Annotated in this window: 4 protein-coding genes; 1 reads left to right on the top strand and 3 read right to left on the bottom strand. The window is 65.1% G+C overall.

The features are described from left to right. Positions 1-12 precede the first annotated feature (12 nt). Genes LOY70_RS18525 through LOY70_RS18535 form a run of 3 tightly spaced genes read right to left on the bottom strand, consistent with a single transcriptional unit; the run spans position 13 to position 6,169 of the window. Entirely contained in the window at positions 13-2,160 is a 2,148-nt protein-coding gene (locus LOY70_RS18525; RefSeq protein WP_265028821.1) for a TonB-dependent receptor, read from the bottom strand. A 32-nt stretch (positions 2,161-2,192) separates the two neighbouring features. Continuing rightward, positions 2,193-5,288 carry a hypothetical protein gene (locus tag LOY70_RS18530; protein ID WP_265028822.1) on the bottom strand — a complete coding sequence of 1,032 codons (3,096 nt, stop codon included), beginning with the start codon at positions 5,286-5,288 and terminating at the stop codon, positions 2,193-2,195. Continuing rightward, positions 5,285-6,169, bottom strand: coding sequence for an ABC transporter ATP-binding protein (locus LOY70_RS18535; RefSeq protein WP_265028823.1), 885 nt, complete (start codon positions 6,167-6,169; stop codon positions 5,285-5,287). The genes LOY70_RS18530 and LOY70_RS18535 overlap by 4 nt, the downstream gene beginning before the upstream one ends. Before the next feature lie 309 nt (positions 6,170-6,478). On the opposite strand from LOY70_RS18535, the gene LOY70_RS18540 reads away from it, so the two are divergent. After that, positions 6,479-12,916, top strand: a complete 6,438-nt coding sequence (locus LOY70_RS18540; RefSeq protein WP_265028824.1) for a non-ribosomal peptide synthetase — start codon at positions 6,479-6,481, stop codon at positions 12,914-12,916. The last annotated feature ends 6 nt before the right edge of the window (positions 12,917-12,922 follow it).

The following is a 12,922-nucleotide window of genomic DNA, read 5'->3' on the forward strand; positions in this document are numbered from 1 at the left end:
CATGAGGGGCGCTCAGAACGAATAACTGTACCCGACGCCGGCCGAGCGCCCCCGGCCCGGCATGCCGGTCAGCACCTGATCAGTTGAGTACGATCCATACAAGTCATATTGCGCATCGAGCAGGTTATCGCCCCACAGGTAGACTTCCGAACCGCCAGTCTCCAGGCCCACGTGCAGGTCCAGCTTGGCGTAGCCTTTGAGGTCGTAGTGATTCTGTGGGTCGGCGGGGCGATCTTTCTGCACGCGATAGTTGAGCAACGTATTCAGCCGCGGGGCAGGCAAGCCCATGAACTCGCCCAGGTTTCTCTGCCAGGCGATGCTGAAGTTGCCGCTCCACAGTGGCACGTCCGGCACACGATTCCCCGCCGCTACATCGCCACCGGAAACGCCCGGTGCATCAGAGGTCACCACCGCGTTGGTGTAGCTCACCGCACTGCCCAGGGTCAGCTCATCGGTGACATGCCAGGTGCTCGACAGCTCGGCGCCCTTGCTGCGGGTATCGGCATTCACGGCGCTGACCGCCAGGGTGTTGAAGTCATACCCCAGCAGGTGGTCGTCCTGCACACGTGTCATGAACAACGCACCTTCGAGGCTCAGGGCACCCTCGGCGCTTTCATGCTTGAAACCGACTTCGGCGGAGTTCACCTTGGCCGCTTTGTAAGGTTCGCTGTCCCTGACCGACGTCGCGTAATCGTTGAAGCCCGCTGACTTATAGCCTCGCGACAGCACCGCATACAGATTCGTCTGCGGCGTGAGCGCGTAGCTCAAGGCCACGCGACCGGTGTTGTAGTCATTCCGTAACCGGCGATCGTCGGCGACACTATTGCTCCCGCTTGAATAGTCGGCGCCATAGGTCTTGCGGTCCCAGGTGTGGCGCAGGCCTGTGGTGAGCTTCCAGTCTTCGGCGATCGGATACGTCATCTCGCCGTACAGCGCATAACTGTTGGTGGTGAAATCGCGCCTCTGCCGGGCGCCGCTGGTGAAGTCGTCGGAATCGAAGCTGCGCTCGGAGCGCGACAGGTTCATCCCGGTCACCCAGAACACCTCGGCATCCGCCAGCGAGCCCAGGCGCAGATCCTGGCTCCACACGCGCTCCTTGGCAGTATCTTCGATCAGGTATTCGAACGGTGATCCGTAGAGAGCCTCGGTGATGTTGCGGTCATAGCCTTTTACCGCATTGAAATCGGTGCTGGTGTAGGCGCTGATCGAGGTGATCCGCGACTGCGCCAAGTCATGATTGAGCTCGAAAGAATAACGCTCGTTGGTCTTCTGGTTGTCATCAAACGTACCGGGCGTGTAGTCCAGGCTGGGGCGGTTGCCGAACGGGCGCAGCATTTCCAGGCCGGCATAATGATCGGCGCGCTGGCGCTCGGCGGTCAGCAGGCCGGTTGTGCCCTGATCGTTGTCCCATAGCAGACTGCCGCGCAGGGCCAGGTCGCGGGGTTTGGTCAACGGGTCGCCGTCCTGCTGGTCGTCGATCCAGTTATCGAAGCCGCTACGGCGCACGGCAATACGCCCCGCGAGGGATTCGGTCAACGGCCCGCCGACGGCACCTTCGGTCATGAACTGGCCCTGGTTGCCAACTTCGCCGCGCACATAACCTTCCAGTTCGCGGGTCGGCTTGCGGGTGGTCACATTGATCGCGCCCGCCTCGCTGTTGCGCCCGAACAGCGTGCCCTGGGGGCCCTTGAGCACCTCCACTTGCTGCACATCAAGCGTGGCCATCGCCGCGTTGCGCACCGACATCGGAACCCCGTCGACATTCAGTACCACCGAGCCATCGTCCATGCTCATCTGGTTCAGCGAACCGACACCACGGATGCGCACATTGGCATCGTTGGCGCCGCCCCAGGAGTTCACATCCACGCCCGGCGTGGTCCGCAATGCATCCTCCAGGCTACGCAAGCGCCGGGTTTCGAGGGTCTGTCCGTCGATCACGGAAAGTCCGAAGGGAATATCCTTGGCGCTTTCCTCGTTCAACCGGGCGCTGACTGTCAGCGGGGCCAACTCGATGACCTCCGCACTGGTGGAGGGTTGATAGCCAGCAGAATAGGCCGTGCATACCTGGCTGGACAAAGCCAGCGCCAGGGTTTGGGTCAGCACATTCTCGCGCCAGCCAAGCGGACGACGTAGCGGTTGGACAGACAACTCAGGTGACATGGGAAGCTCCAGAAAACAGGGATGGTTCGAATTCATTGCGCAGGCCCCCAGCGCTTGAGCGCCGTGGTGATTGCCTGATCGGAGGGCGCGCCCAGCAGGCCCTGCATTGCGGCGGGCCATCCCTGGCCGTTTCGGATATTTGTGCTCATCGCCATCAGTTGTCCGGCGCTTTGTCCGGCCACCCAATCCAGGCTGACCAGGGGCGCATAAGACGCAACCCAGCCCTGCTCTCGGGCGTCAGCCAAGGTGCCGATGGGCTCGCCGTCATTGCCCAAGGCACGGGTCAAGTCTTCGCCCATCAACTTCACCAGGGCCGAGCGGGCATCAGCGCCGTCGACATCGCCGACACACAACAGGCCGATCGCGCCTGCCACGCCCTGGCTCAACCAGAGATAGCCCGGGGCTTGTCGCAGGTCGCTGGCGTCGATCAGCATTCGGCGCGCGAGCAGTTCGGCGATATGCGCGCGGCGCGTCCAGCGCCCGACGCCCACCGGCGCCACGTCCCAATCCGGCGCCTGGCCGAGCAAAAGATGGGTCTGGCTCAACTGGCTGGAACCCATGCCGGGCGGCCACTGGCTCAGGTGTTCGACGGTCGGGCGATGGCCCAGGCGCCGAGCCACACAAGCGGACATGAGCTCCAGATCCTCGCGGACTTCACGGGCGGTTTGCTGGCGGCCGGCATCGGCGAGTACCTTCACGCCGTCGAGGTCTTGCGTCGCGGCCATGTGGTAGGCGAAGTCCAGTGGCCCGTCGCTTTGTCCGATTAAAGCCTGGCCATCAACCTCGATCAGCCACTGCCACGCCCCCGCCGGCGCCACCGCGTCTACGGCAACTGTCGACCCTGCTGGCAGACTCGGCGCCTCAGCCGATAAACCGGCTTCGGCACGCTGCGCCGGCGCACGCAGCAAGCGCTCGCGGTCCAGGCCCAGGCGCGGCATCACGCGGCGCGCCTGCAGCCACACCCCTCGCGGTCCCAGCCAGAATGCGTCACCTTCGGACGGCCAGCCGGCGGCTTCCAGCGTCCAGTTCAGTTGCATGCTGCAGCCGCTCGCCGCGCATTCATTCAGAGGCACACGCAGGTGCCCGGCCGCCTGCTCGAAAATCACCGGGCGCCCCATGACGCTCACCGTCGTGATGTGCAAACCGGGCGGCAGTTCGGCGTCCAGGCGCTGATTGGCAGCGGTTACAACCCCCAGTGTCCACTCGCCTTCGACACGTCGCGCAACGCTGTCGATACGCAAGCGCAAACGTCCTTGCGCTACTTGCCAAGCGCCCGCCCCAGCCAACCATCGCTGTTCCCATTCGGCGTGCTCGGCCCGTTCCTCGGCCACCGACCGGTACTCGCCCTGCTCTACCAGATGCCGATGCAACAACACGCCGCTGCCCAGCAGACCGACGGCTCCCAATATCAGCAAAGCACCGGGCAGCCTCCACAGGCTGCGGCGTACATCGATGAGACGTCGCCGTTCCGGCCCCCGGGGCAAGACCAGCGCCGCCAACGCGACCAGTACCAGGCAGCAGGCCAGTTTCCAGCTCGTCAAGGTCGCGAGATAAGGCAACCAGGGCGCCCAGCCCGTGAGTTGCGACAACGCCACGTGAGCCGGAATCGCCATGGCATAGGCGGGATAACTGACCAGCCCCAACTCATGGTTGAGCACCAGGAAAAATGTCAGCAGCATCGACGTCGCGTACGCCAGGCCGGAGCGACGGATCAAGGCATGCACCAGCACCGTGAGCATCGCCAGTTCCAGCAACGGTGGCGCGAATACCAGTACCTGATAGATCAGCACAAAGCCTGGGGCCAGGTTACCGGGGGCGGCAATCGCGCTGATCACCAGGCTGGCAATGCCCGGCACCAGTGCCAAGGCCGATGTCGCCGTCAGCACGCAGGCCACCCGTCCCAACAAGCGCAGCCATGCCGGCGCCGGGGTCGCTTGCAGCATCGCGCCTAGGCCTTCGACGTCATCGCGCCGGCACACCAGCCCCACCAGCGCCGCGACAATAAAGGCGATCACCAGGAAAGACGCGCTCGATAACAGCGGCAAGATCAGATCCGGCCGCGGCACCATCGGCCCTCGTGCATGCCAGACGATATGGACAAACCCGCTAAGAATGCCCATGGCCAGCAGCAACCCAAGGGCTGCCCACCAGAGGCGCCGGGCAAACAACTGCCGCACCTGCCAGCGAACCTCGCGCCACAAGGCCCGCGACCACTGGCTGCTGGATAACGGACCCGGCAAGCGCACGTGGCTCGCCAACTGCATCGGTGGCTCGGCCAACATGGCGCCGCTGCGCCGGCCCATCAAGCCTTGGCGGCTGGTGCGGGCCAGGACGACGGCGAGCAGCAGCAAGGGCAACCCACACCACAGCGCCCGGTTCAGCCAGAACCCCGGCGTCAATGCCAACAGCGATCGGGATTTTTGCGCGGCGGACCAGGTTTCCACCTGGGCCTGGGCAAAGGTAAACAGTGACGGATCAAGGCTGGCGGCCAGCAGCGGGTTGATATGTCCGCCCTTGAGCACCACTACCGCGAACATCCACAGCAGCATCAGCACCGTTGCCAAGGCAAACGGCGCGGCGAGGCCGCGGCTGCGCAAGGCCAGCAGGTAATACAACGCACCGATCCCGGTGCTCACCGGCAACAGCAACGCGACCCAGGCAAACCCCAGCGCCGACCAGTTTGGCGCGCCGATGCTCGCCGCTGGCACCCAGCCGAGCCACCCCAGCACCGGGCTGAGCAGAAACCCGACGATCAATGAGCTGGCGAGTAAACCACCCACCAGCGCTGCACCGATGAAACGTCCCCACAACAGCGCCGGCAGCGACAGTGGCAAAGCCAGCAACACTTCTTCCAATTGCGCCTTGCGGTCCCGCAGGGCCGGCTGGGCAAAGACCCATGCCCAGGCAAAAAACAGGAAGAACATACAGCCGCACGACATCAGGTAGATCAGGCTCGGGGCATTGCGGGCGATATCGCTGGCGCCCATTTTCTGCACGTAGTCGGCGTTGGCCAGGGACATCAGCAAATAGCCGGTCAGGCCGAGGAACACCAGCAACGGGATGCCGCTGCGCAGCCCGGCGCGCACTTCAACCCAGGCCTCACGCATCAGCAGAGCAAAGGTATTCATGCGTCGATCGCCTCACCCGCCTGGGCCAGGGCCAGGTAATAGATGTCTTCCAGGCGCGGCGCGTGGGGCACGAAGCGAGGGTCGGCAGGACATGTGCCGTGCACAATGACGCGGCTGCCCTGCGGACTGGCGGCCACATGCAAGGCGTCGGGCAGCGCCTCGCCACGGTCGAAGGACCCTTCCCACAATCGGCCCCGCTCGGCGCCCAACAACTGCGCCGGGCTCCCTTCGACAATAATCTGTCCACCGGCCAGCACCGCCAGCCGGCTGCAGAGGTTCTCGACGTCCTCGACGATGTGCGTCGAAAGCAACACGATCGATTCGGCGGCGACATCGGCGAGCACTCGATGAAAACGGTTGCGCTCCACCGGATCGAGGCCTGCCGTGGGTTCGTCGACGATCAACAGGCGTGGCGAGCCCACCAGCGCCATGGCGATGCCGAACCGACGCAGCATGCCGCCCGAATAAGTGGCAAGCGCCCGATGGGCTGCCTGCCGGAGGTTGACCTTGTCCAGCAGACCCTCGATTTCCTCACGACGTTGACGGCTGTCGGTTCGCCCCTTGAGCCAGGCAAAACGATCAAGCAGATCCCGTGCACTTACGCCCGGATACGCGCCCAATTGCTGCGGCAGATAGCCCAGGCGGCGGCGCAAATAGTCGGCATCGGCCAGCACATCCACTCCATCCAGGTGAATGCTGCCGGCGTCTGGTTGCTGCAAAGTCGCCAGGGTCCGCATCAGACTGCTTTTGCCCGCGCCGTTCGGCCCCAGCAGACCATACATGCCAGGCCCGACGCTCAGGTCCACGCCGCGCAGCGCTTCGACGCCGTTGCTGTAGCGCTTGCGCAGGCCGCGCACTTGTAAACCCGAATCGACAGACATCCACAACTCCAGACCAGATCAGAGGGACACAGGCCCTGCAAGAGGGCGGCGAGCGACGGTAATCAAGGCCATGGGCCGGGCTCTACCCGATTCAAGTCATTTTCCAACCGCATCCTGCGACCGACCGGCCTTGCACGCAGCCGTCACGCCACTGCAACCGATGAGCGAGACGCGGATGCGGGGCAAAAACGATTCGATCCGGGTAGTTGGCAAAATGAGAATGACTAGCATCTTCCTCCAAGCATCTGCCTGCCCCCAGCGCCTGGGCCAACCCCGGTCCGGGCCCTAGTAATGAGAAGACGTTGAGCCATGGCCACTCCCAGCACCTCAACCGCAACACTGCTGCGCCAGTCCCTTTCCCAAGCCCTCGATCTGCCCGCCGAGCAGATACCCCTGGAGGCGAACCTGATCGAATGGGGGCTGGACTCCGTCACCCTGATTCGCCTCGCCGGCCAATGGCGCCGCCAGGGGCTGGCCGCGCGCTTCGCCGAGCTGATCGCCGACCCGCGCCTATCCGCCTGGCTGGCACTGCTCGATGTGAAGCCCACCGTCCCTGCCGCGCCCACCGTGCAGACGGACGAAGGGCTGCCTTTCGAACTGGCGCCGATGCAACACGCCTACTGGATCGGGCGTGCGCCCGGCCAGCAATTGGGCGGTGTGGCGGCGCACTTCTACAACGAATTCGACGGCCGCGACGTTGACCCGGTCCGCTTGGAGGCCGCCGTCCGGGCGTTACTGGCGCGGCATCCGATGTTGCGCGCGCAGTTTCTCGACGACGGCCGCCAGCGGATCCTTGCACAGAGCCCTTGGCCAGGATTGAAAGTGCACGACTTGCGCCAGGCCAGCGCCGATCAACAGCAACAACGACTGGAGGCGTTGCGCACGGAGTTATCCCACCGCCAATTGGCCGTTGAACAAGGTCAGGTACTGGATATCCAGTTGTCGCTGCTGCCCGACGGGACTCGCCTGCACTTGAACCTCGACATGCTCGCAGCCGATGCCTTGAGCCTGCGCATCTTGCTCGGCGACCTGGTGCAGCTGTATCACCAACAGCCCCTGGCCGCGCTGGACTACAGCTTCGCCCGTTACCTGGCCGACCTGCGCGATGAACAGGCCAACCCTGAGCAGCTTGCTCGTCATCAACACGCCCGTGACTACTGGTTGCAGCGCCTGGACCGGTTGCCCGGTGCCCCGCGCCTGCCCGTCAAGACCCAGGGCGACGATCGCCAGGTGCGGCGCCGTCACCATTGGCTGCCGCCGTCCCAGCGCCAGACCTTCGAGCGCCACGCCCGCGAACATGGGCTCACGCCGGCGATGGCCCTGGCGGCGGTGTTCTGTGAAGCCCTTGGTGCCTGGTGCGAGACGCCCGAGCTGCTACTCAACCTGCCGCTGTTCAACCGCACCCCGTTGCATGCCGATGTCGACCGCCTGGTTGGCGATTTCACCTCATCGATCCTGCTGGCTTGGGAAGGTCACGTCGCCGGCACTTTTGCCGCTCGCGCCACGGCCCTGCAACGACGCTTCCATGGCGATGCGGCGCACAGCGCGTTTTCCGGTTTGGAGGTGTTGCGCGAGCTGTCGCGGCAACGCGGTGAGCAAGTGCTGGCACCGGTGGTGTATACCAGCGCCCTGGGGCTAGGGGAATTGTTCGCCGAGGGCGTGCAGGCGTGTTTCGGCGAACCGGCCTGGATCATTTCCCAGGGCCCGCAGGTGTGGCTCGACGCTCAGGTTACCGAACTGGATGGCGGTATCCTGGTCAATCTCGATGCCCGTGAGGGGCTGTTCGCCGACGGGATGCTGGACGGCTTGTTCGAGGCCTATATCGGCCTGTTGCAGCGCCTGTGTTTTGAATTTTCGGCCTGGGATCTGCCACCGCCGGCGCTGATCCCCGCCAGCCAACTTGAGGTCCGCAACAGCGTTCAAGGCCAGGCCGCGCCCCTGCCGGAGCAGCGCCTGCACGAAGCCTTTTTTGCCCAGGCGCGCCTGACGCCAGACCTGCCCGCGTTGTTGCACGGCAATCAGCCCGTCATCCACTACGGCGAGCTGGCCGAGCGCGCCCTGAGCGTGGCGGCCTACCTGGAAGACCAAGGCGTGCGGCGCGGCGATGTGGTGGCGTTGCAACTGCCCAAGGGGCCCGAGCAGGTGATTGCGGTGCTGGGCATCCTGGCGTGCAGCGCCACGTACCTGCCCATCAGCGTCGATCAACCCACGGCGCGTTGCCAGAAAATCCGTGAGTCATCGGGTGCACGCTTATTGCTCACGGAACTGCCCGCCACCGGCACCGCGCTGGACGCTCCGCGGCCCGGGGCAATCAGCGACCTGGCCTATATCCTCTATACCTCGGGCTCCACAGGTGAGCCCAAGGGCGTGGAAATCAGCCATCAGGCGGCCGCCAACACCCTGCAAGACCTGCAACGGCGCTTGCTCCTGAACAGTGACGACCGAATCCTCGCGCTGTCGGCGCTGGAGTTCGACCTGTCGGTGTTCGACCTGTTTGCCGCGCTGTCGACGGGGGCCGCGGTGATCGGTATCGAGCCCGAGGCCCAGCGCGATGCCGGACGCTGGCGTGAACTGGCCCTGCAGCATCGCGCCAGCGTGCTCAACTGTGTGCCGGCATTGCTCGACATGCTGCTCGGTTGCGCCCCTGCCGACGCCAGCCTGCCGCTACGTGCGGTGTTGCTGGGCGGCGACAAAGTCGCTCCGAATCTGGCGCCCCGGCTGTGGACCCAAGCACCCGGCTGCCGCTTCATGGCTCTGGGCGGTGCCACCGAAACCGCCATCCACTCGACCCTGTTCGAAGTGCTGCCTGGCCAAGCATTGCCTTGGCACTGCCTGCCCTATGGCACGCCACTGGATAACGTCCACCTGCGCATCGTCGACCCGCACGGCCACGACTGCCCGGACTGGGTCGCCGGTGAACTGTGGATCGGCGGCACCGGTGTGGCCGAGGGTTATCGCGGCGACCGGGTGCGCACCGCTGAACGCTTTGTAGACTACCAAGGCCTGCGCTGGTATCGCACCGGCGACAATGCGCGCTATCACCCCGACGGCAATGTCGAATTCCTCGGGCGCCGCGATTTCCAACTCAAACTGCACGGCTTGCGCATCGAAGCCGGGGAAGTCGAAAGCGCATTGCTTGCCTGGCCAGGCATCGATCAGGCGGTGGCTCTGCTGGCTGGCCAGCAACTGGCGGCGGTGGTGCGCCTGACAAATGGCCCCGAAGAGCCCACCCGGTTTGACTCGCCGGGCTTTGCCCGGCATCTCGCCGAGCACCTGCCGGCCTACATGATTCCCGGCACGATCCTGGGGTGCGCGCGATTGCCCTTGACCGGCAACGGCAAGGTGGATCGCAACGCGCTGAGTGCCTGGCTGGCCGTGAACAACACTCGCGTACCGGCCAACCTGTCGCCTCCCTGCGGCGACATCGAAACGCAGGTGGCGCGTGTCTGGCAGCAGTTGCTGGGCTGTGACGAAGTCTGCCGTGAAGACAATTTCTTCGCCCTGGGCGGTGACTCCCTGAGCGCCACCCGCCTGGTGCGCCTGCTCGCCGAACAGGGGCTGGGTGGCGCGCGTATCGCCCAGGTCTTTGTCAAACCGTTGCTCGCGCATTTTTGTGCTGATTTGCATCGACTGACCCAGGCCGAACCGCAGCGCACGATTGTGCCCGACCTGCCGCAACGCCACGCGCCTTTCCCCATGACCGAGGTCCAGCAAGCTTATTGGCTGGGCCGCGATCCGAGCCTGGTACTGGGCGGCGTGAGCTGTCACTTCTATCGCGAATACGACGTTGAGGACCTTGACCTGCCGCGCCTGCAAAACGCCCTTGAGCGCTTGATCGAGCGCCACGAAATGCTCCGCGCCGTGTTCGATCAATGCGGCCAGGCCCGCATCCTACCCTTGCAACAGCTGCCATCCTTCAAGATCGGCCAGGGCTACGCCAGCCTCGCAGATTTGCGCGAACACTGTGCCCATCGCGTGTTCGATCCAGGCCAGTGGCCGCTGTTCGATCTGCAGGCAGTGACTCATGATCGGCACACCCGGTTGGCCATCAGCCTGGACAATCTGATTCTCGATGCCCTGAGCATCCTGCGCTTCTACGCAGAACTGGATGCCTTGTATCGGGACCCCGGATTGACGTTGACTCCCCTGGAACTGTCGTTCCGCGATTATCAACTGCAATCCGCCGTGGACGCGGCCGAGCTGCAAGCCGCGCAACAGTTCTGGCAGGAGCGCCTGCCCGAGCTGCCCGCGCATCCGCAATTGCCGTTGGCGGTTGACCCCGCCAGCCTTGGCCAACCGCGCTTTGACCGTCTGCAAGGGCAGATCGACGCCCAAGCCTGGACAGCGATCCTGGCCAAGGCCCAACAACACGGCCTCACCGCGTCGGCGGTACTGCTCTGCGCATTTGCCGAAACCCTCGGCCGCTGGAGTGCGCGCCCGGACCTCAGCCTCAACCTCACGTTGTTCGATCGTCGCGCGCTGCACCCCCAGATCGATCAGGTCATGGGCGATTTCACCTCCCTGACGCTGCTTGGCTATGTACCGGTGCCCGGTGAGCGCTGGGTCGACCGCGCCCGGCGTACCCAGCGAATCCTGGGCGAGGCACTGGAACATCGTTGCCTCGGCTCGGTCAGCTTGCTGCGGCAATTGGCCCGGGGCAATGGCGAGCGCCAGGTAAGCATGCCCGTGGTGTTCACCAGTGCCCTCGGGGTCCCGGATGGCACGGCCGCGCCGGTGGATGGGCCGTTTGCCCGGCAAGTCTTTGGCCTGACTCAAACGCCACAGGTCTGGCTCGACCATCAGGTGGTCGAAGCCAACGGCGGCGTAGCCTTGAATTGGGACTACGTGGTCGGCCTGTTCCCCGAAGGTCTGGTCGAAGCGATGTTCGACGCCTACCTGTACAGCTTGAATTGGCTGGCCGAGCACGCCTGGGACAACCCGCCGCCGGACCTGCTGCCGCAAGCCCAGGCGCAACTGCGCGCCCGGCTCAATGCCCCGGGCCCAAGCGTGCCGGGTGACCCGACCTTACACCAAGGGTTCTTCGAACACGCACGCCAAGCACCACAACGCCCGGCCCTGTTGTGGGGCGAGCACGGCACCCTGAGCTATGGCGAACTCGCCGACCGGGCGCTGCGCATTGCTCGCAGCCTGGTGGACGCAGGCGTCGGGCCGGGCGAGCTGGTGGCCGTGTCCCTGGCCAAGGGGCCGCAACAGATCGCCAGCGTGCTGGGCATTCTGGCCGCAGGTGCCGCATACCTGCCGGTGGGTGTCGACCAACCGCTGCAGCGCTGCCAACGCATCCTGCGACAGGCCGGCGTAAGCCTGATGATTGCCGGGCACGACCCGCAGCTGTCGAGAGTCAGACACCTCGATCCGCGCCGCGCGCTGGAAGCTGAACCGCTGTCGGCGCCGCTCGCCGTCCCGGCCGCAGAACTGGCCTACGTGATCTACACCTCCGGTTCCACTGGCCAGCCCAAGGGCGTGGAGATCACCCACCGCGCGGCGATGAACACCGTGGCCGAGATCAACCGCTGTTATGGCATCGACGCCAGCGACTGTACCCTGGCGCTGTCAGCGTTGGACTTCGATCTTTCGGTATACGACTTGTTCGGCCTGCTGTCGGTGGGCGGTGCGCTGGTGCTGATCGAAGAGGATCAACGCCGTGATGCGCGGGCCTGGCTCAAGGCGTTGCAACACCATGGCGTGACCCTGTGGAACAGCGTGCCGGCCCTGCTGGACATGCTGCTCGAAGCCAACGCCCACGACCGCCAGCCACTGGGTCTGAAAGTGGCGCTGCTGTCGGGGGACTGGATTGGCCTCGACCTGCCGCAACGCTTGCGGCAACAGGCCCCTGACTGCCGCTTTATCGCCCTGGGCGGCGCCACCGAAGCGGCGATCTGGTCGAACCATTTCCAAGTGCAACAACCCTTGCCGGGTTGGCGCTCGATCCCCTACGGCGTGCCGCTGGCGAACCAGGCTTACCGGGTGGTCGATACCCTGGGGCGGGACTGCCCGGACTGGGTCACCGGCGAGCTGTGGATTGGTGGCGCCGGTGTCGCTCGCGGCTATCGTCACGCGCCACAGTTGAATGCCGAGCGCTTTGTCGATGGCTGGTACCGCACCGGCGACCTGGGCCGCTACCACCCCGACGGTTTGTTGGAGTTTCTGGGCCGCGCTGACAGCCAGGTGAAGATTGGCGGCCATCGCATCGAGCTGGGCGAAATCGAAGCCGCCCTAGCCCGCCACCCCTGCGTAAACACAGCGGTGGCACTGGTCGCCAATAACCAGCTGATGGCCGCCGTCACCGCCAGCACCGAGGCGCAGGCCCTGGCGCGACACCTGGAGCAATGCCTGCCGGGGTACATGCGCCCGGAGCAGATCCTGGTGCTTGAACACTTGCCTCTGAGCAGCAACGGCAAGGTCGATCGCCGCGCGCTGCAGGCCGCCCTGGCCGACGCCACCCAAACGCGTACGGTGGTGGACGAGCAACCGCTGCGCCCGGACGAACGGGTGATCGCCGAACTCTGGCAGCAATTGCTCAACGTGCCGAGCGTGTCGCGCCACGACAACTTTTTCCGCCTCGGTGGTGACAGCCTCCTGGCCACGCGCTTTCTCGAAATGCTGCGCACCCGCCTGGGCGTTGAACTGCCCATGGGCCAGTTGTTCGGCGCCGCCACCTTGACCGAGGTGGCGCAAATCCTTGAGCGCCAGCCGTCTTCGGACACCGTTGAAGAGGGTGTCATCTGATGCCCG

This window comes from Pseudomonas sp. B21-054 (assembly GCF_026016345.1).
GTDB lineage: Bacteria > Pseudomonadota > Gammaproteobacteria > Pseudomonadales > Pseudomonadaceae > Aquipseudomonas.

Bases quoted from the DNA above. Each gene is read 5' to 3' on its own strand.
- LOY70_RS18535 (WP_265028823.1), bottom strand. From the start codon at position 6,169: ATGTCTGTCGATTCGGGTTTACAAGTGCGCGGCCTGCGCAAGCGCTAC.
- LOY70_RS18540 (WP_265028824.1), top strand. From the start codon at position 6,479: ATGGCCACTCCCAGCACCTCAACCGCAACACTGCTGCGCCAGTCCCTT.
- LOY70_RS18530 (WP_265028822.1), bottom strand. From the start codon at position 5,288: ATGAATACCTTTGCTCTGCTGATGCGTGAGGCCTGGGTTGAAGTGCGC.
- LOY70_RS18525 (WP_265028821.1), bottom strand. From the start codon at position 2,160: ATGTCACCTGAGTTGTCTGTCCAACCGCTACGTCGTCCGCTTGGCTGG.